Raw genomic sequence first — 18349 nt, 5'->3', positions numbered from 1 at the left:
TCCAATGGCACTGAAAAATTCACAATACTATGCGATCATGCGGGAATATGAACAGCGGCAGCTCAGGAACCATGACATCCAGACTGCCCGCTACCAGGAAGTGTATAAAAAGCTTCCTGAATTTAAATCCCTGGATGAGTCCATCTCCATCCTTTCCGTTCAATATGGAAAGAAATTGCTAAACGGAGATGACCACGCGCTGGACGCCCTGAAGGAAGAGCTGGAGATCCTGCGCAGCAGCAAAAAAAATCTTCTCGTGTCCGCCGGTTTCCCGGAAGACTATCTGGAACCGGTCTATGAATGTCCGGACTGTAAGGACACCGGCTATATCGGAAACGAGAAATGCCACTGCTTCAAAAAGGCTGTCATCCGTCTTTTGTACGACCAGTCCAATATACGGGAATTCCCCTCGGAAGCGGCTTTTGAGAATTTCAGTCTTGATTTTTATTCTCCGTCCCTTTATGATAAAACAACCGGGAGGAGCGCCCGCGCCATGATGGAGGACACCTTGAGGATCTGCCATCGGTTTATCGATACTTTTGGGACAGAATTCCAGAACCTCTTTTTTTACGGCAGCGTGGGCGTGGGGAAAACTTATCTTTCCACATGCATTGCCCGGGAGATCATGGACAGGGAATTCTCTGTCCTGTACTTTTCAGCTCCACAGCTTTTCAGCGCGCTCTCCCAGTCAAAGTTTGACCGGAGCGACGTGGACGCTAAAAATATGAATGACTTTATTTTCAACTGCGATCTCCTGATCATCGATGATCTGGGGAGCGAGTACACAAACGCCTTTATTGCAGCGCAGTTTTTCTCCTGCATCAACGAAAGGCTGTTGCACAGGAAATCAACGATCATCTCAACAAACCTGTCTCTGGAATCCATCGCGGACCTCTACACAGAGCGTTCTTTTTCCAGGATCACCAGCAGCTATACCTTGTTGAAGATCATCGGTGATGATATACGTATCAAGAAAAAGTTAAAAAACAGGGAGGAACATTAATGTTACGCCGAACAGAACGAATCTTAGAAAACATTCCGGTAGGGAGCCTCGGGCTCATTTCACTCACAGGCTGTGAGGAGCTTGGGAAAAAAGTAGATGATTATCTCGTAAAATGGCGCCATGAAAGTGCCAATGATTACCGGGATGACATCGCTTTTTCCGGTTATGAGAAGGATACCTATCTCATCGACGCGCGCGTGCCGCGCTTCGGATCCGGCGAGGCAAAAGGCATACTGGGTGAGTCCGTACGCGGGAAAGATCTGTACCTGATGGTGGATGTATGTAATTACAGTGTTACGTATTCTCTCACAGGCAAGACGAATCATATGTCGCCGGATGACCATTTCCAGAACTTAAAAAGAGTGATCGCAGCTGTCGGCGGTAAAGGCAGGCGCCTCAATGTCATCATGCCGTTCCTGTACGAGAGCCGCCAGCACAAGAGAAGCTCCCGCGAATCCCTGGACTGTGCTCTTGCGCTCCAGGAGCTCGTCCGCATGGGCGTAGAGAACATCATTACCTTTGACGCACATGACCCGCGCGTGCAGAACGCTATCCCGTTAAGCGGGTTCGAGACAGTTTCCCCGACTTATCAGTTTGTCAAAGGGCTGCTCCGCACTGTGAAAGATCTCCAGATCGACAGCGCGCACATGATGGCGATCAGCCCGGACGAAGGCGCTACCAACCGCGCCATCTATCTGGCAAATGTGCTCGGCCTTGACATGGGGATGTTCTACAAACGCCGCGACTATACCCGGATCGTGGACGGACGCAATCCGATCGTAGCCCATGAGTTCCTGGGAAGCTCCGTGGAAGGCAAGGATGTGATCATCATTGACGATATGATCTCTTCCGGAGACAGTATCCTGGATGTTGCCGCGGAGTTAAAGAGGAGAAAAGCAAAACGGATCTTTGCTGCCGCTACATTCGGCCTGTTTACCAATGGTATGGAGAAGTTCGACAAAGCGTATGAGGACGGTATCATCAGCGGCATCCTCACCACGAACCTGATCTATCAGACGCCGGAGCTTCTCTCCAAACCGTATTATATCAACTGTGATATGAGCAAATACATCGCTCTCATCATTGACACACTGAATCACGATGGTTCCATCAGTTCCATCTTAAGCCCGAACGAGAGGATCCAGCACGTCATTCAGAAATATAAGAACGGAGAGCCGGTATAACCGGCTCTTCTTTCCGTTATCCCCGCCTGTTGCCCGTTATCCCTTTTCGTAACTGTATCCCTGCGGCGGCGTATCCCCGGCAGGTTTTATGCGTATGAAGAAAAAGATCCTATCCGAAATCCTATTAACTATACTGCTGATGCTTGCGGCTACAATGATATCATTTGCCTTTTTTCAGTTCGGCAATAAAAATATCGCCAATATCACTGTCATCTATTCTCTCGCGCTCATACTGACTGCTCTGGGGACTACAGGATACTGGTATGGCATCGCAGCATCACTGTACTGTGTAACAGCTGTCAATTATTTTTTCTCCTACCCGTATTTTCACTTTAATTTTTCTCTGGACGGCTACCCCATCACGTTCATCGGGATGCTCGCCATCTCCCTGCTTACCAGCACGACCACGAGCACTCTGAAAAAACAGCGGCAGGCAATGGCGGACCGTGAGAAGGCACTGGCTGAGGCGGAGCGGGAAAAGCTGCGCGCCAATCTCCTGCGGGCGGTCTCCCACGACCTCCGGACTCCCCTGACCAGTATCATCGGCTCATCCTCGTCCTTTCTGGAAAATTATCCCGAGCTCTCTGACGGGGAACGCACGGAATTGATCGCGAATATACGGGATGATTCCCAATGGCTGCTCAACATGGTCGAAAACCTGCTGACAGTCACCCGCATTGACGACAACTCAACAGACAAAGTCAAAAAGTCCCCTGAAGTCGTGGAAGAAGTGATCTCAGAGGCAATACTGCGGCTGAAAAAACGGCTTCCTGATATCCGCATCCGCGTCAGCATGCCCAATGATTTCCTGATGCTCTCCATGGATCCCACCCTGATCGAACAGGTACTTATCAACCTCCTGGAAAACGCATTTGTACACTCCGGGAGCAGCGATCCGATCGACCTCATCATACGGGATATCGATGACAGCATTATCTTTACCGTGCGCGACTATGGAAACGGAGTAGATGAGGGCCAGCTTCCTTATATTTTTGAAGGACAGCGCTCTGCATCCCCGTCCGCGGACGGACACAAAGGGATTGGCATCGGACTGTCCATCTGCAAAACCATCATCCGCGCGCACGGTGGTACGATCACAGCGTCAAACCACGCTGACGGAGCTGAATTTACCTTCACACTTCCGAAAGAAAAGGAGAACAACAATGTCTAAATGCTCAGTTCTTATCATTGAAGATGAAAAAAATATACAGACTTTTATGGGGAAAGTGCTTAAGCGCCAGAAATACCGGGTCCTGTGTGCTGATACCGGCGCCCAGGGGCTTGAGATCATCCGCTCCCAGTGCCCTGACATCATCCTCCTTGACCTCGGTCTCCCGGACATGAACGGATTTGATATCATCCGGGAGGTCCGCACATGGACGAGCACTCCTATCATCGTAATCTCAGCGCGCACCGCAGAACAGGAGAAAGTATCCGCCCTTGACCTGGGCGCAGACGATTATATCACAAAACCTTTCGGGACTTCTGAGCTCCTGGCCCGCATCCGGGCATCCCTCCGGCACAGCAACCGCCTGCGCACAGACAGTCCTCTCTATCTGCGCCCTTACCGCCACGGGGAGATGACACTGGATTTCTCCAAACGTCTGCTCACCATCGGCAGCCAGGTCGTCCATCTGACCCCCATTGAATACAAGATCGTCGCTTACCTCGCCCAGAATTCCGGCAAGGTCATCACATACGCCACTCTCCTGTCCAATGTGTGGGGTCCCTACGCGGACAGCGATAACAAGATCCTGCGCGTCAATATGGCCAATATCCGCCGCAAGATCGAAGACGACCCGGCGCAGCCCCGGTATATCTTCACAGAAGTCGGAGTAGGATACCGGATGGCGGAGGATGAAGAGGAGTGAGAAATACAGGATTTATCTCACGGTTACGCACACCCCGTCTTCTGTATTTTCCACCCGCATTCTGAGCCCATCCGCCCGGAAAATCTTCTCAGCCAGATACAATCCGACGCCAAGGTGCTTCTCCTCTCCTGTTTATACTTTCTGTTTATACTTTTTACAAGCTTTGTTTTTATCTTGGTGTTTTCCGCTCTTTTCGCATAAAAAATCCGGGCATATTTCATCCCGGACATTCTTTTACATATTCTTTTACATATTATTTTCCGCTTTCCCTTACGGCGAGTTCCTTTTTATAAATGTCTGCAATATACGAGGGACCGTTCCACCACAATTTCGTTGATTCATCGTAGAGGGCTTTCCCTGTCTTTGAGATACAGAAATCTGCCAATATCTCTTTTGAATCTTTTCCAAGATCCTCTGACAGTTCTTCCACCACCATAGCAATCAGCGTATCAATCGTAAAATCCATCTTGTCTTTCTCATTTATTTTTTCAGCCATATTTTCTCACCTTCCACAAAATGCAGGCACTCCAGAGCTTTTTCCGTTTTAAAGCAATACTGGTCTTTCAATCTGTCCGGAACAGTGTCCTATTTGTGGCATCATCTGCAATCTTTCCGCCAATCACGTCATACTGTGCCATCTGCTTTTCTACTTCCGTAAAAGCGTTTTTCTTCCTGTGTGCGGCAATACAATGAAGCCAGTCTGTATCTGCACTTTGGAATATATAGCTGGACAACCTGTGATTCAGACGAACTTTAAACGTTGATATGACGCCGTACTCCTGTCCCGGTTTAATCACGCCCTCCACTTCTGCTTTGATAATAGATGTCTTTAGAAAACTGACAGCCTGCTCTCTGGAACTCGTAAGATAGAACCCCTTTCCAAAATCCTTTCTTTTTGCACACTTACTAAGCTGGGGGCTGCTCACTTCACAGTAACTTCCGTGATAAAGAATAAGTCCGTCAACTAACTCCTGCATATATATCTATCCCTTTCCTCTCCAGAAACTCTCTGATTTCTTCCAGAACCGCCTCATCACCTTCACAGTGAAAAATCCCATAGCTTTTTTCTATATAGTCGAATACATTCATTTTTCTAAAAATTCCCACAACTTCATCAATAGATAAATGCCATTCCTCTGCCGCAAGACGGATCATCCTTGTCTGCATAAACGTAATTTCATTTTTGTCGTTCATTACCGAATCTCCCCTCCCCTGCATAGCTCAGACAACTCTTTGCTTTCACTTATAGTATATCCATCTCCTTCTCCGAAATCAAGAATCTCCATAACGTCTTTCTGGTTCTGAGCCATGTCTTTACTCCGCTTTTGATTAAGCTGCAGCCATCTTATCAAAAGATCCCGGAAGACGTCTCTCTCCCGGGGTCTCATACATATTTCTTTATAAATTTTTAAATCTTCTCTGGAAATTGGTACAAAATTGGTACAAGATTGGTACAAAACCACTTTTCCGCTATCGTTTTAGTACAGCTTCGCCCCCGCCGGAATGCTGTCATCCAGCATCAGCAGGTTCAGTCCTTCGCGTCCGTCATACTCGTACACCGCACTGATCAGCATACCCTCGGAATCAATTCCCATCATCTTCCTCGGCGGCAGATTTGTGATCGCCACACAGGTCTTTCCGACCAGTTCTTCCGGCTCGTAATAATCGTGGATACCGCTTAAGATCGTGCGTTTCCGGTCTGTTCCGTCATTCAGAGTGAACTTCAGGAGCTTCTTACTCTTCGGAACTGCCTCGCATGCCTCCACCTTTACAACACGGAAATCCGACTTGCTGAAGGTATCAAAATCAACATCCTCCTCAAACAGCGGCTCGACTTTCACTTTGGAAAGATCGATCTTTACGGCCGGTGCTGACGCTGCCGGACCCTCAGCCTGCTCCGCTACTGTCCCGGAAGCCTGCGCGTCATTGTTCGCTGCATTCTTTGCCGCTCCCTGTGACTTCATTGTCGGGATTTCTAACCTCACACATCCGTTAGAATTTATTTCCCTTTATTAAAACACTTTACAGTCTGCTATCAGTTATCCTATAAACCTTTAAAACTGATTAAGACTCTCGAATTTGTCGTACTCTTGTCGTACAGCACATGATTTGTCGTACTCTCCATCAGTCCTAAATAGGACTCTTTCCTAAAATACGTCTATCTTATGTGCTAATTCTTCGATTGCTTCGTGTTTCTTTGTCTCTGTGACTTCCGCATAAATGTCCAGCGTGGTTTCAATATTCGCATGGCCCATAATAGACTGAATCACTTTTAAATTTGTTTCATTCTCACAAAACCTTGAGCAAAAGGTATGCCTTAAATGATGGCATGAAAAATGTGGTAATAAGAGCGGCTCCCTGTGTTCTTTTACAGCCTTTACCATTTCTTCGGCATTATAGGTTTCATAAATACGCTTAATTGCTCGATTGATGGCCTGCGGATTATGGACATTTCCAAAACGGTTCATAAAAATAAAGCCTTTCATTCCATCGATTTCTGTCTCATTAAATCCGTTTTGTTGCTGTTCAGTCAACTCTTTTTGCAACGCTTCATAAACTGCATCCATCATCGGAATAATGCGTATTCCTGCTTCTGTCTTTGGTAAGGATATAGAAAACGTACAAGTGGGATGTTCTTTGTATTCTCTGCTATAATACACTAAGCTGTGGTTAATATTGATCAGTCTCTTTTCAAAGTCTACATCTTCCCATCTGATTCCGATAGCCTCGCCAATCCGGCATCCTGTTCCAAGCAAAAACTTGAAAATCGGTACCCAACGGTCAAACTTCGGATTGTCCTCTATGTATTTGACAAAAGCCCTCTGTTGCTCCAATGTTAAAGCGTGTCGCACTCCATGATTTTTACCTGGCAGTTTCTTTATCTGTGCCATAACGCCATCACTCGGATTTGTTCGGATAATATTGTCTCTTAAAGCTAATTGAAAGGTTGGATGAAGTACCGTATGAATCGTTTCCAACGTGTTAATCTGCATTGCTTTATCTTTTATTAAATGTTGATAAAACTGCAGAACATCTGAAAATTTCACTCCGGCAATCTTTTTTCTCCCAAAACCATCTCTGACAAAACGATTATACATATATTTATAGTTTGTCTTAGTTGTATCTCTAAGCTCCGTTTTGGTAGAAATGTACCTGTCAAAGACAAAATTTATTGTCGCACTCCCAGCAACATATGTATCCAGTCCGTCCAACTGATCTTTAACCAACTGTTCTTCACGCTCTCGAAGTATCTTAATATCTTTGGAATAAATACTCCGCCTCCGTCCTTCCGGATCAGTATAGGTGTACACGTATTTCCCGTCGCATTTGCGCTGCGTTTCGCCTTTTCTTAAAACCCTCCCTTTACTGTCTTTCCTTGATCGTGCCATTTTCTCTCCTTTCTCAAGGAAAGAATTTTCGCACTAGCTACTTTGAGGTCTTGTCCATTTCATACTGCAATTCAATTCCTCTCTGTAACATTTCCGTTATACTCATGCCATGTTTGGACGCATACTCTCTAAGTTTTGTGGCTTCTTCATCTGTCAGCTTCAGTCCAAACAAATTGTTTTTCGGATTGTCTGACTTCGGCCTTCCTGTTTTCGCCACATCATACACCTCCATCCATTACATGTTCATTATACTTTTTGTTTAACGAAAAGTCAATACTAATTTCTTATAATGCGAAAACTCTTTTCTTTATTCTTTCACACGAAATGTTTCCAGATATTGGTCAAATGTATCTAAATCTACCAATACCATTCTATCTATTTTTAAAACAGCACCGGCGTCCTTTGCCAGTGTCTGAAACTTATTCATCCCCATGCTATACAGCTCTGCGCCTTCTTTATACCGTACTAATCTTTTCCTTTCTATCTTTTTGGATGTTCTTTGCATAAAATCATTCTCCCTGTCAAAACATTTCATTATAAGTTCTTTTCTAATCTCCTGCAGGCGGCTGCGGAACACAACCACATTGGAATCTCACCATCTTTTCAGACCGGAGCAGCCATCCCCGAAAGTATCATTATCAGAAGCCAGATCATCGCACAGGGATTCCATCCCCCGCTGTAACCGGATGTGTTTCGCTCGTACCTGTTTCTATGGCAATTTTAACCAACTTTGCGACACGATGGCGCAAAGTCAGAGATACAGGCAGTCATGGCGCATCCCGTTACCCGCTCCACGGCTTCATACGTCCTGCAGGATCAATATAATCCTATTTACTTATCAAGGTGCGATAATCCATTATTCCGGATTGAATACTATTTTAATAAAAAAGGGAATTTTAAACAGAGACTATAAGGGCAAGCCAGTTTCCCGTCTTGCCCTTTCAGATTTTTAGATGAATTGTGACAAATTTTTTATATCATAATTTGTCAAATCTTCTTATACAATATTAGAATTTGTAATAATTTGACGTAAAGATTTTTAAAGCCACAACTCTCCTCCCGTTTCCCCAGCAAAAAAATCCAGATAAAGTCACTCACATATGGCAAAAGCACATTGATAAATGCATCAAAATATCGTATTTTGTTGCCCTTGTCAATGTGCTTTTACAGTCCTAAATTGTCCATGCGCTTTCGCTTTTCTTCTGCTGTTGTTAGTGTGTAAATTCGGGTGGTTTCTAAATTGGAATGGCCTAGAATGTCGGCCAGCTCTGTGAGATTGCCATAACAGTTCATGTACGTTACAGCAAATAGATGACGAAAACTATGTGGGTAAACTTTGTCTTTAGATATGCCTGCCTCGGTTCCGATCCGGGCAAGCATCTTATAAACAGATGATCTGCCTATAGGTTTTGATGTATTTCCTTTAAATATTACTCCGCTGCTTATACCGTTATCTTTGCAGTATTCGTACAGCTCTTGTATCAATCCATCCGGAAGATATATTTCACGGATCTTTCCTTTATTGCTCACTTGAATTTTCTTCTTTTCCAGCACTTCGACAGTGAAATACTGCAATTCGCTGATTCGGATTCCGGTCTGTGCCAGCGTTCTCATAATGTAATAATATTTTTTTCGCTTGCTATTCTTTGCATATTGCAGCATTTTTCTGTATTCGTCTATGCTGATCACATTTTCCAAGCTCTTTCGTTTCTGTATTTTTTCTGTTTTTACCGTACATTCTTTGAGTCCGCAGAATTTCAAATACTTATTAACAGCAATTATGGCAAGATTAAGAGTGGTCGGAGCCGCTTTCTTTTCTTTAAGGTTCTGTTTATACTCAAGGACTGTTTTCTTCGATGCTCCCGACAATTCCATTCTTTGTTCGATCTGCCTTGCGTATCTGATATAGGTACTGACCGTGCCCTCTGCTAATTCCTGTTCCTTTAAATATGCTTCATATTCGTCGATTCTCTTTTCCATTGTTATTCCTCTTTCCTTTGTTGTTCCAATAATAAATGGCGAATATTTCATCGCCATTTTAAGCAAGTTCCGAGAAAACACCACTGAAGCCTAAATCACTTCCGAAGAAAGGTTATTATCCATGAGTAGAGACAAATTCTCCTTTATGGATTCCATTGTTTCTATTAAAAATTTTTGCTCTGCCTCACTACAACCTTTCATTATCCTTTGAAACTTTTTAAAATTATTTTCATTTTCTTTTACAGCTACCAGAGAAATAAAATCCTTTTCCTCTGCTCCCAGGGCTTTCAATACCGTGATATACGCTTTCATCCCGATCCTTCGCTGACCGGCTTCCACTTTGCTTAAATGAGATACAGATAAATCTGCCGCCTCTGCCAACTGCTCCTGGGTATATCCTTTCTTCTCTCGCAAATATTTTATATTGTTGGATATAATCTGGAAATCATCGTACATTATCGCAAGTCCTTTCTTCTGAATAGTAACTGTCATTTACAACAAGAAGCAGCCTGGACGCTCAAATGCTCTAAGGCTGCTTCTTATTTTAAAGATGTTACGGCTGTAAAAAATTTTCCTTATCCCTATGCTTTCCTCTTCCTTAACATAACTGCCATGGTAGATAAAAAGATCATAGAGACAGCCATCATGCCTGCCCAAAATCCTATCTCTGTCTCATCTCCCGTCTTTGGGCTGCCCTTTCCGGATACATTGCCGGACGTACCGCTTCCGGTCTGCCCTCCTGTTCCGCCTGTGCTGCCCGAAGGATTCCCGGAGCTGCCTGTCTCCTCTGTTCCCACCTGTTCCGCCAGAGCATAATAACTGTTGTGGTCTGTGGTAAAGGAGATCTGATCTCCGGCTACAGAGGTTTCCATCTTCTGCGTCTCTCCGCTTTCACTGATGTAATACACCACCGGGCGCTGATATTCTCCATCCAGGCTGAAAGACACCGTAATCGGCTTTGTGACCTCATACCGATTGCCACTGTTATCCAGGAAATAAATATCGTAAGCCCGGATATCGGTTCCTTTGCCTTCCATACAGGATTCGATCCACGCAAGAGTATCTCCCTCCAAGGGTTCCACTACGAAGAGAAGCCCGTCCGGCAGATCCTCTCCCTGCACCGCTACTGTGGTTCCGTCCGGCAGCGTTGTCTCTGCCTGACCGTTCTCTATATCTGCCGGATATCCGGAAACGGATACCGTCAGTGTAAGCTGACTGCTGGACTGGCCGGTGTTCTCTGCCGCAAAAGCGGTCATAGGGAAGATGGAAATCAGCAGGAGGAGCATCACCGCAAGTCCTGTTATTTTTCGTCTCTTTTTCAATCCTGTCACCACCTGTTTACTCGATATCCTGAAGCTCCGCATGGAAAGTCAGTACTGCCGTATAATCTCCTGCCACAACTTCTCCCCAGGTCTCACTGGGAATATGTACTGTCAGGGAATAAGCTGTCGGTGTATCCGCCCGAACCTGTTCCCAGTTCCATACTGCCTTTTCAAAATCTGCTCCACCGCTCTGCAGGGCAAAAGGAAAAGCGTTCTTCTCATCCTTTACATCTGTAAAATCCGTTTTCTCCACCGTCACAGCCACCTGCTGTTTCGTGCCAATGTCTCCGGTCACGGACAGATCCCCGATCACGGTATCCACTGTTCCAAATTGAATACTCGTTGTCGTCTTTGGGATCGTCATCATATAATCTGACTCCTTGCTCATGGTTAAGTTCATGGAAGATTCCTGCGTTCCGGTATCGGCTCCCTCACTAGCATAGACCGGAATCCCGGCTGCCATGATAAGGGCCGCCGAGAGGAAAACAACGCCTGCTTTTTTCGTCCTTACTTTCATGGTCTGTCTCTCCCTTCCGCCGGACTGTTCCCGGCACTTCCTTCTATTATTCACCTGTTACTCCGGAAACATCTGTGCTTACAATAGACGCCTGATATACAATCTGTCCGCTGTAAGTTCCGGCAGGAACGTTTCCCAAAGGATCAAAATACAGATTAGCAGTCAAAGGATCAGAATCCATTGTAAATTCTGCGATTACAGCATCAGAAGTCAGCGGAGTGCCTCCCTGCGCCAGTCTGACAATAGAAGTACAGGTATTCTCCGAATCATTCGTATCGGTAAGTGTTACTGCTCCTTCTGATGAAATACCACTCGTTACTGTAATCTGTACTTTTTCTGTGGTAGATACGTTAATGGTGCTAAGGCCAACCGTACCAGTTGTTACAGCATCTTCAGATAATGTAACGTCTCTCGGAACCGACAACATATAAGTGGACTCTTCCTCGTATCCTACAGTTATATCCTCTGATGATGTTCCTGTATCTGCACTCACCGGCATCACCATTCCCGCCGTCATCACTGCCACCATCATTGCTGCGAACATTTTTTTCTTCATTGTTTCTTCCTCCTTGAAATTTTTCAGGGTACATCCTTGTCTTCCCTATTCTAATACATTTAATGTCAGTTTTATTTCAGAGCCGTTTAACGGCGTCTGTTCATCATTCATGGCGAAGCACTCATATTTGAGTACCGCATTTTCATATTCTCCTGCCTCCAGCGTCTGGTTCAGGGTGATATTGTAGATTGCCTTCCCCGGTTCCACCAGGCCGCTCTTCCAAAGTTCCGTGCCGTCTGAAAGAAGCAGTGACATCTGGAAATAGCAGGTATTCTGTTCCGGGTTATACAGGTTCACACTCTGCTCGGCGGTTCCTGCCTTCAGATTGATCGCCTCGAATCCGGGAATATCAATGGTATCGGTATTCTTCTCTCCCTGGTAAACATCCCGGTCGCCGGTATAGTCCTCTGCATTTTCATCAAGATCCGCAGTGACCGGCGTATCATCTTTGCCAAACCAGTTGTTCCAGTTGATCCCGACAAACACGCCGCCTCCCACAAGGATCACCGCCAGCAGAATCAGGAGAACTGTCTTTGATGTCTTATTCATGCTGTTCTCCCCTTTCACTGCCCACTTGTTGATTCTGATTCACTGTAAGAAATCGTAAAGGTCATCGTACCTGTATAGGAACCGGCAGGGATCATCCCTCCGCCAGCGAGCAGAGGCTGATCAAAGCGGATCGTTGCACGGTTAGATGTATAGTTACTTTGGTCAAAACTGATAATCGTTCCTCCACCGTGTGCGGTATATTCAGTTTCTGAATTTTTCTTCACAAGCAAAGCAGAAGTGAGGGTTGTTCCGGTATTTCCTGTGAGTGTTACACTTGTCGGAGCGAATACGGAAATCACTCCACCATAACCGATATTAAATGTTTTACTCCTATCGATAGCAATATCGGCTGTGCTGTTACTGTCCCCTGCAGTCAGTGCCATCGAAGGAATGGTAACAGTATATTCTGCCGGCTTTGTTTTATAAGTTGTAGAACATCTTATTATCGAAGCATCATGGTTGGCATCTGCCTGACTAAATCTATACCAGACATAATATGTGGTATTGGATTTTAGATTGTTAAAGGTAAGCCTCCCAGACGTTGTGACTTCCTGCCACCCAGGATCATTTAGCTCCGGTTCCGCGTCTGTAGTTGTACAGATATAGCTTTGTCCACCACCTGATACATTGCAAAGATATGTCATACTATTCACATCAACAGTTAGGTGAGTTGGTTCTATTGGTTCAAGTTTTTCTATGGTAAATTGCTTTTCTTCTGATGCAGCCTCGTAAAACCCGGTTGCCGCCGCAGACACCCTTACCCAATAGGTGCCGGCGTTCGTGGGGGCAGAATCAAGTTGTGTACCAATCGTACCATTGCTATCGCTATGCCACGTTATCGTGATTTCCGGCGTTGTTGCATCTCCTGTGTACGTGTAGCCGCTACTACCAAATGTTACGGGACTGCCGTCATAGGTCTTATTTAAATAAGTATTTACTGCTTGTTGGTCTATTGTAATAGTCGCTGTTCGTTTCGGTGAGATTTCACCGGCCCCGGTTATCGTAATATTATCCGGCCAGGAAGCGCCCTCCGGCAAAGAAAGGCTTGCCCCCTCTGGAATATAGATCGTGATATTGCCGGGGAGTGTCACGCCATCAGGCAAGATCAAGTTGCCATAGACATCGTATGTATTACTGCCACTGGAGCTGGGCCGGATGCCCTGACCGTTTGCACCAGATTGGCTACCAGAAGCTCCAGGGCCTCTCCCGATACCGCCGGTAACAGCAACATTTCCATTAAGAATAATCACTGTGCCTCCAGCACCACCATACCAACTACCTCCTCCGCCAATTCCAACAGGCGTTTTATTACCACCAGAACCACCAGATACAGTAACATTTCCACCAAGAATAATCACTGTGCCACAAGCCTCTCCGGTCTGTACTCCTCCAACTGCACGTCCACCAATACCAACTCCAGCCCAAGATCCACTAGAAACAGATGCTCCGATAACGGACAGGGAACCTTCCCCTTGGATCGTAAGTTGCGCGCCGCTGGGCACATGAATTCCTGGACTGCCACAATCGGTTACTGAAGAAGATGTGGCAGATATGGTGTTTTGTGAACCATTCACAAGGTTCAGTGTGAGAGTTGAGTTGTTTGGCACATCAATAGGAGTGTTATTGTTTGTAGTCGCAATACTCACATTATTTAGAGTAATCGTAGCCGTTGCGCCAGAAGCCACTACTATACGATCGGCAGTCTGACCATTGGTAGAAATTGTAAGATTTGCGCCATTGTTGATGGTCAAGATGCCACTCGAGTAGGAATAGCCGGAGCTGTCACCTTCCACATTGAAACCGCCTACAGTAACTAGTGTATTTGTCATACTATTAAACACTGCAAAAAGCTCATCGAAGACTTCTGCCCCGGTGATCTGTGATTTCTGTTCGTCGGACAGAGCGTTGTATGCGTCATAGGCCGCTTGTACCTGTTCATAAACCGCCTGCTGTTCTTCCAGGCTCATAGCTTTCAGTTCCTCGGCAGTTGGCAGGGCATCAATCAGCTCCTGAACGCTCTGTACTGCTTTGTCTGTCTTTGCAGAATCTTCCAGAATCTGGTTCTGCGCCGGTGGAGCGGACTGCACCTGGGCCGGGGGCATATTCTGGGTTTCCAACTCTGTTTCCGTGACAAACTCAGTTTCCGGTTCTGTGGCAGGTTCTGTCTCTGCGTCTGTCTCCGGTTCCGTCACAGGCTCAGTTTCCGTTTCACTTTCCCCGGAGGTCTCACCCTCGGTAAGCATTTCGTTCACTGTGGGAATCTCCGGCTCCGTAACCGGCTCTGTCACTTGTTCCTGCCCTGTAACCGGTTCCGTCTCTTCTGCCTCTGCAAACACAGACGAACCGGTTCCGGTGGACAGGATCAGAACCGCCGCCAGAAGAAACGCCGCTGCCTGCCTGTATCGTCTTTTTTTCTTCATGAATGTGTAACCTCCTGTTTCTTGTATTTCCTTATGATTGCGTCAAGGTCAATCTCCCGGAATAGCTCCCGGATACTTACTGCGCCAGGATAGATAGCCCGGAATGTTCCCTCCTTTAAATACGAGACAATTCCCAGCCATGACGCTATGTTTTTGAAATCCTGCTCGGTTTTCGGATAAGTCCAGACCTGCGCCTGATAGCTGAAAAAGGAAGCCGGTTTTTCCTTTCCCGTCTTTATCAGCCGTAGCACCTTATAGGGCCTGTCCCAGCCGTAAGGGTCATCTTCATTCCCATGCAGCCGTTCATAGATCCATTCCGAATCATCCCCAAATGCGATAACGCCTGTCCGTAGTGTCCACTCCCAGCAGAGTTTCTTCTCAATCTCATTCGTAAACCGCTCCTCCAGGAAAAAAGCGGGAATCCAGTCACATGCTTCACAGTACGGGTAGATCCTCCGGGCAATGCCCTTCCCCTCTTTTTCCGGCCCCACCAGATAGATCTGATGTACCGGAGGATTGATATTTTTCATCCAGACACCCCCTGTTCTTGCATACAAAAAGCACACCATATCCCCGTCAGCCGCTGTCAGCTTCTACGGATACGATGTGCTTTTTATTTTCCCTGTATACAAATGAACGGAAAAGGGCAGACTTATCCTGTCTGTCTGTCTGTCTGTCTGTCTGTCTGTCTGTCTGTCTGTCTGTCTGTCTGTCTGTCTGTCTGTCTGTCTGTCTGTCTGTCTGTCTGTCTGTCTGTCAAGATTGTATGGATTTTAAACATAGACGTCAACTCCCTTTCCGTTTCGATTACATTTTGTATTATACCATACCTGGGCCTTTTGCGGGATGTTAGTTAGGCACTATAATGGTCAGTTAGGTAAAGTTTCGCCAGATCTCTTCGGAATCTTGCCAAACAGGTTTTCTTCCGATATGATAAAAGGAAACAGACGAAAGGGGATTTTTATTTTATGAAACGATCCATACGCTGGCTCTGTCCAGCGCTTTTTCTTTTCTTTCTCATCGGTCTTATCTGGTTCCTCCATCTTTTTGTCCAGGTAGACAGCCGCATGACTTATATTTCCTGGGACTCCTCTGCCCGGATCATGGAGGATGGCTCGGAAGAACCCTTATCTTTTGATGCGACCAGCAACGCCTCCGGCATCTCCGGTACTTACCGGTTCAAAGGAACCCTGCCGGAAAACCTGGGAAACGGCTCCCTTGTTTTTGAGACGGCAGGGCTCTCCATTACCTTAGACCTGGAAGGCCGCACCATCTGGCAGTCCCATGCGGCAGCCATAGACGGATCAGCTTCCATGTCCCAGGCCGAGATCCCTCTTTCTGCCGGCACTTCCGGAGAGCTTACAATGACCTGTGAGATCCTTGATAACACACAGATGATGTTCCCGCCGTTGGTGCGCTTCTTTCCGGAATATCTGGAAACAATGGAAACCACCGCTTTTGCCAACCTCACCGCCTTCCCTGCCGGAGCCGCCGCACTTGCTCTGGCACTGGTTTTCGGGATCTTCCTTTTAGGCCTTGCACAAAAGCGTCCGGACTTCAGTCTGCTTCCTTTGATGCTGGCGCTCTTTGGGCTGATCCTGTTCCAGCTTGTCCGGGCAAACGGGATTTATTTTCTGCCGCACACATTGTATAACATCCTGGGCCGCAGGGAGACAGGATTCTGCGTCCTTGCCTTTCTCTTGATCTATCTTCTTATGAACCGCAGGCAGCGGTTCTGGAAGTACCTGGGGATTGCTGCTGGCTGGAGCGCCGCCGCTTTCCTGCTCTGTTTCCTGGTATCCGCAGCTATGGGCAGCTATCTGGCAGACTATGTGACCCAAGGCCTGATCCCGCAGCTTAGCGCCGGTATCTATGAAGGTCTGCTTTACTGGCTGTCCCTCTGGCTCTCCCTGACCTGCGCCGTTATCTCCGCCTTTGGAGCATTCCGCTCATTCCTGGAGCAGACACTGAAAACCCAGCGTCTCCAGATGGAAAACAAGAGTATCTCGGATAATTACCGTTTCTTAAAAGAGCGGTCAGAAGAACGTTCAAAGATCTACCATGAAATCCGGCATCAGCTTACCGCCCTGGACTGTCTGTGCCAGAAGCAGGATTATGCCGCACTTAAAGACCAGCTTGACCGGATGCTCCGGGAACAGTACACCGGCTCCCAGAGCTTTTTCACCAAAAATCCCACGGTCAATACCATCCTCCAGGACGCTTTCACGAAAGCAGGTCAGTACGGAATTTCCTTCCAGACTTCTGTCAATCTTCCAGAGCATCTGCATTTTCCGGATACAGATCTGTGCGCCCTTTTAATGAACATGCTGGACAACGCCCTGGAAGCCGCTGCCAAAGCAGAGCCTCTGCAAAAGCGGTATCTGTCCTTCAAGATGAAGATCTCCGGGGAATATCTTGCGGTAGAATGTGAGAATTCCTTCAGCGGGGAATTGAAAAAAGACCGGAAAGGACGCCTGCTGACCACGAAACCGGATGCCTCCGCCCACGGTTTTGGCTGTGCCCGGATGGAAGAGATCACCCGGAAATATCAGGGGCTCATCGCCTTTGATACAAAAGGCGGGACTATCTTCCAGGTAAAAGCCCTCCTTCTTCTCCCGGATTAGAAATCTCCCGGCTTCCCCATTATCTTTGGGAAAGCCGGGAGATTTTACCATCATTGTGTAAAATAGGATAAGATTTTTTCCTGGCACTGTTTTAAATATTTTCTGCTGACAGGCACTTTCTTCCCGTTATCCAGGAAGAAGTCCTGCTTCTCCAGCCTGCGTACATGATCCATATTGACCAGATAACTGTTATGGCACCGGATCAACTGCCCGCCCGGCTCCATCTGTTCAAGCTCTGACAGACTGATAGGAAATTTTTCTTCACCTTCCGTCAGGATAAAACGGACGGCATGGTTTTTATCCGCCTCCGCATAGAGGATCTCCTGCAGGGGAATGCGCAGGCTTGACCGCCCTTTCTGTAAAACGAGCGTATCCGGCCGGTGCCTTTTTTTCCAGTCCTCCAAAAGGATCTGTTTAAGTTTTGTCCAGTTCAGAGGCTTTAGAAGGAAATGCACCGCATGGACGTCATAGCCTTTCCCGATATATTCCTCATATCCGGTAATAAACAGGATGCTGACTTTTTTATCCCATTTACGAATATCCAACGCCAGTTCCATGCCGGTCTTTTTCTCCAGCAGGATGTCCAGGATCAGCAGGTCAAACTTCTGTCCTCCCTGCTTGATTGCCTGTTCCAATGCCTCCGCACTGGGAAATCCCGCCACCTCATGGCTGATTTTTTCTTCTGTCAGAGTCTGACCGCAGAACGTACAGATACCGTCACGCACAATCTTATCATCTTCACAGACAGCCAGACGATATGGGCGCATACTTTCATCCCCTTTCTGCATTTACACGGTTACAGACAGTCATTATACAGAAAGTCAAAAGTTTCTTCAAGTATTTCATCCAAAAGGCTTCGCATACACGTCTGATAATCGGCTGTATGTTAGGGAGACTTTTCAGAGCAAGTTTCGCCTGCGTAACTCAAAACCCG

General features: G+C 46.6%; 21 protein-coding genes and 1 pseudogene. 5 read left to right on the top strand and 17 right to left on the bottom strand.

The genetic code is table 11. The features are described 5' to 3' along the window. Nucleotides 1-4 precede the first annotated feature (4 nt). The 4 genes from B5G27_RS09115 to B5G27_RS09100 all read left to right on the top strand — a co-directional run bounded on the left by B5G27_RS09115 (nt 5) and on the right by B5G27_RS09100 (nt 4058). On the top strand, nt 5-1003 hold the full coding sequence (locus tag B5G27_RS09115) for an ATP-binding protein (RefSeq protein ID WP_087178598.1): 999 nt from the start codon (nt 5-7) through the stop codon (nt 1001-1003). Continuing rightward, complete coding sequence (locus tag B5G27_RS09110; protein WP_087178597.1) at nt 1003-2187, top strand: ribose-phosphate pyrophosphokinase; 1185 nt, start codon at nt 1003-1005, stop codon at nt 2185-2187. Before B5G27_RS09115 ends, B5G27_RS09110 begins: the two co-directional genes overlap by 1 nt. A gap of 94 nt (nt 2188-2281) precedes the next feature. After that, nucleotides 2282-3358: a sensor histidine kinase gene (locus B5G27_RS09105; protein ID WP_087178596.1), complete on the top strand. Its 1077-nt coding sequence runs from the start codon at nt 2282-2284 to the stop codon at nt 3356-3358. Continuing rightward, the gene (locus B5G27_RS09100) at nt 3351-4058 is read left to right on the top strand and encodes a response regulator (protein WP_087178595.1); all 708 of its coding nucleotides are present in this window, start codon (nt 3351-3353) and stop codon (nt 4056-4058) included. Before B5G27_RS09105 ends, B5G27_RS09100 begins: the two co-directional genes overlap by 8 nt. A 253-nt stretch (nt 4059-4311) precedes the next feature. Here the strand turns inward: B5G27_RS09100 and B5G27_RS09090 are convergent, their stop codons facing one another. The 16 genes and pseudogenes from B5G27_RS09090 to B5G27_RS16610 all read right to left on the bottom strand — a co-directional run bounded on the left by B5G27_RS09090 (nt 4312) and on the right by B5G27_RS16610 (nt 15572). Continuing rightward, complete coding sequence (locus tag B5G27_RS09090) at nt 4312-4554, bottom strand: hypothetical protein (RefSeq protein ID WP_087178593.1); 243 nt, start codon at nt 4552-4554, stop codon at nt 4312-4314. Between the two features lie 67 nt (nt 4555-4621). Continuing rightward, a complete protein-coding gene (locus B5G27_RS09085; RefSeq protein WP_242958284.1) occupies nt 4622-5035 on the bottom strand; it encodes a DUF3990 domain-containing protein in 414 nt (137 codons plus the stop codon). Continuing rightward, nucleotides 5019-5252, bottom strand: a complete 234-nt coding sequence (locus B5G27_RS09080) for a DUF3791 domain-containing protein (RefSeq protein WP_087178592.1) — start codon at nt 5250-5252, stop codon at nt 5019-5021. The genes B5G27_RS09085 and B5G27_RS09080 overlap by 17 nt, the downstream gene beginning before the upstream one ends. A 284-nt stretch (nt 5253-5536) precedes the next feature. After that, nucleotides 5537-6037 (bottom strand): annotated as a pseudogene (locus B5G27_RS09070) (lysine--tRNA ligase); the annotation flags it as partial. Nucleotides 6038-6205: 168 nt separating this feature from the next. Beyond that, on the bottom strand, nt 6206-7447 hold the full coding sequence (locus B5G27_RS09065) for a site-specific integrase (RefSeq protein WP_087178589.1): 1242 nt from the start codon (nt 7445-7447) through the stop codon (nt 6206-6208). Nucleotides 7448-7484: 37 nt separating this feature from the next. Next, nucleotides 7485-7664, bottom strand: a complete 180-nt coding sequence (locus B5G27_RS09060; RefSeq protein ID WP_242958282.1) for a hypothetical protein — start codon at nt 7662-7664, stop codon at nt 7485-7487. A 90-nt stretch (nt 7665-7754) separates the two neighbouring features. Then, nucleotides 7755-7952: a DUF6462 family protein gene (locus B5G27_RS09055; RefSeq protein WP_087178727.1), complete on the bottom strand. Its 198-nt coding sequence runs from the start codon at nt 7950-7952 to the stop codon at nt 7755-7757. 659 nt (nt 7953-8611) lie between these two features. Beyond that, nucleotides 8612-9484 (bottom strand): tyrosine-type recombinase/integrase, encoded by an 873-nt coding sequence (locus tag B5G27_RS09050; RefSeq protein WP_242958281.1) that lies wholly within the window; start codon nt 9482-9484, stop codon nt 8612-8614. A 33-nt stretch (nt 9485-9517) separates the two neighbouring features. Next, a complete protein-coding gene (locus tag B5G27_RS09045) occupies nt 9518-9919 on the bottom strand; it encodes a helix-turn-helix domain-containing protein (protein WP_087178586.1) in 402 nt (133 codons plus the stop codon). An 89-nt stretch (nt 9920-10008) separates the two neighbouring features. Next, nucleotides 10009-10749: a hypothetical protein gene (locus tag B5G27_RS09040; RefSeq protein WP_143449678.1), complete on the bottom strand. Its 741-nt coding sequence runs from the start codon at nt 10747-10749 to the stop codon at nt 10009-10011. A 16-nt stretch (nt 10750-10765) separates the two neighbouring features. After that, nucleotides 10766-11320, bottom strand: a complete 555-nt coding sequence (locus tag B5G27_RS09035; protein ID WP_143449676.1) for a cation transporter — start codon at nt 11318-11320, stop codon at nt 10766-10768. Continuing rightward, complete coding sequence (locus B5G27_RS09030; RefSeq protein WP_087178583.1) at nt 11313-11822, bottom strand: hypothetical protein; 510 nt, start codon at nt 11820-11822, stop codon at nt 11313-11315. Before B5G27_RS09030 ends, B5G27_RS09035 begins: the two co-directional genes overlap by 8 nt. A gap of 45 nt (nt 11823-11867) precedes the next feature. Continuing rightward, nucleotides 11868-12371, bottom strand: coding sequence for a tRNA (uracil-5-)-methyltransferase (locus B5G27_RS09025; RefSeq protein WP_087178582.1), 504 nt, complete (start codon nt 12369-12371; stop codon nt 11868-11870). 14 nt (nt 12372-12385) lie between these two features. Further along, on the bottom strand, nt 12386-14791 hold the full coding sequence (locus B5G27_RS09020; RefSeq protein WP_087178581.1) for a carbohydrate-binding domain-containing protein: 2406 nt from the start codon (nt 14789-14791) through the stop codon (nt 12386-12388). After that, entirely contained in the window at nt 14788-15321 is a 534-nt protein-coding gene (locus B5G27_RS09015) for a hypothetical protein (RefSeq protein WP_087178580.1), read from the bottom strand. Before B5G27_RS09015 ends, B5G27_RS09020 begins: the two co-directional genes overlap by 4 nt. Before the next feature lie 122 nt (nt 15322-15443). Next, on the bottom strand, nt 15444-15572 hold the full coding sequence (locus B5G27_RS16610; protein ID WP_275533036.1) for a hypothetical protein: 129 nt from the start codon (nt 15570-15572) through the stop codon (nt 15444-15446). Between the two features lie 187 nt (nt 15573-15759). Here B5G27_RS16610 and B5G27_RS09005 point away from each other — a divergent pair, with 187 nt between their 5' ends. Then, the gene (locus B5G27_RS09005) at nt 15760-17415 is read left to right on the top strand and encodes an ATP-binding protein (protein ID WP_087178579.1); all 1656 of its coding nucleotides are present in this window, start codon (nt 15760-15762) and stop codon (nt 17413-17415) included. A gap of 50 nt (nt 17416-17465) precedes the next feature. Here B5G27_RS09005 and B5G27_RS09000 read toward each other — a convergent pair whose 3' ends face one another. Then, a complete protein-coding gene (locus B5G27_RS09000; RefSeq protein ID WP_162611225.1) occupies nt 17466-18182 on the bottom strand; it encodes a LytR/AlgR family response regulator transcription factor in 717 nt (238 codons plus the stop codon). Between the last annotated feature and the right edge of the window lie 167 nt (nt 18183-18349).

Source organism: Lachnoclostridium sp. An76, from assembly GCF_002161355.1.
GTDB classification, from domain to species: Bacteria; Bacillota; Clostridia; order Lachnospirales; family Lachnospiraceae; genus Mediterraneibacter; species Mediterraneibacter caccavium.
This window is presented reverse-complemented; position numbering and strand designations above follow the sequence as displayed.

Coding starts and splice junctions, on each gene's coding strand:
- B5G27_RS09115 (WP_087178598.1), top strand. CDS start 5: ATGGCACTGAAAAATTCACAATACTATGCGATCATGCGGGAATATGAA.
- B5G27_RS09110 (WP_087178597.1), top strand. CDS start 1,003: ATGTTACGCCGAACAGAACGAATCTTAGAAAACATTCCGGTAGGGAGC.
- B5G27_RS09105 (WP_087178596.1), top strand. CDS start 2,282: ATGAAGAAAAAGATCCTATCCGAAATCCTATTAACTATACTGCTGATG.
- B5G27_RS09100 (WP_087178595.1), top strand. CDS start 3,351: ATGTCTAAATGCTCAGTTCTTATCATTGAAGATGAAAAAAATATACAG.
- B5G27_RS09090 (WP_087178593.1), bottom strand. CDS start 4,554: ATGGCTGAAAAAATAAATGAGAAAGACAAGATGGATTTTACGATTGAT.
- B5G27_RS09085 (WP_242958284.1), bottom strand. CDS start 5,035: ATGCAGGAGTTAGTTGACGGACTTATTCTTTATCACGGAAGTTACTGT.
- B5G27_RS09080 (WP_087178592.1), bottom strand. CDS start 5,252: ATGAACGACAAAAATGAAATTACGTTTATGCAGACAAGGATGATCCGT.
- B5G27_RS09065 (WP_087178589.1), bottom strand. CDS start 7,447: ATGGCACGATCAAGGAAAGACAGTAAAGGGAGGGTTTTAAGAAAAGGC.
- B5G27_RS09055 (WP_087178727.1), bottom strand. CDS start 7,952: ATGCAAAGAACATCCAAAAAGATAGAAAGGAAAAGATTAGTACGGTAT.
- B5G27_RS09050 (WP_242958281.1), bottom strand. CDS start 9,484: ATGGCGATGAAATATTCGCCATTTATTATTGGAACAACAAAGGAAAGA.
- B5G27_RS09045 (WP_087178586.1), bottom strand. CDS start 9,919: ATGACAGTTACTATTCAGAAGAAAGGACTTGCGATAATGTACGATGAT.
- B5G27_RS09030 (WP_087178583.1), bottom strand. CDS start 11,822: ATGAAGAAAAAAATGTTCGCAGCAATGATGGTGGCAGTGATGACGGCG.
- B5G27_RS09025 (WP_087178582.1), bottom strand. CDS start 12,371: ATGAATAAGACATCAAAGACAGTTCTCCTGATTCTGCTGGCGGTGATC.
- B5G27_RS09020 (WP_087178581.1), bottom strand. CDS start 14,791: ATGAAGAAAAAAAGACGATACAGGCAGGCAGCGGCGTTTCTTCTGGCG.
- B5G27_RS09015 (WP_087178580.1), bottom strand. CDS start 15,321: ATGAAAAATATCAATCCTCCGGTACATCAGATCTATCTGGTGGGGCCG.
- B5G27_RS16610 (WP_275533036.1), bottom strand. CDS start 15,572: ATGTTTAAAATCCATACAATCTTGACAGACAGACAGACAGACAGACAG.
- B5G27_RS09005 (WP_087178579.1), top strand. CDS start 15,760: ATGAAACGATCCATACGCTGGCTCTGTCCAGCGCTTTTTCTTTTCTTT.
- B5G27_RS09000 (WP_162611225.1), bottom strand. CDS start 18,182: ATGCGCCCATATCGTCTGGCTGTCTGTGAAGATGATAAGATTGTGCGT.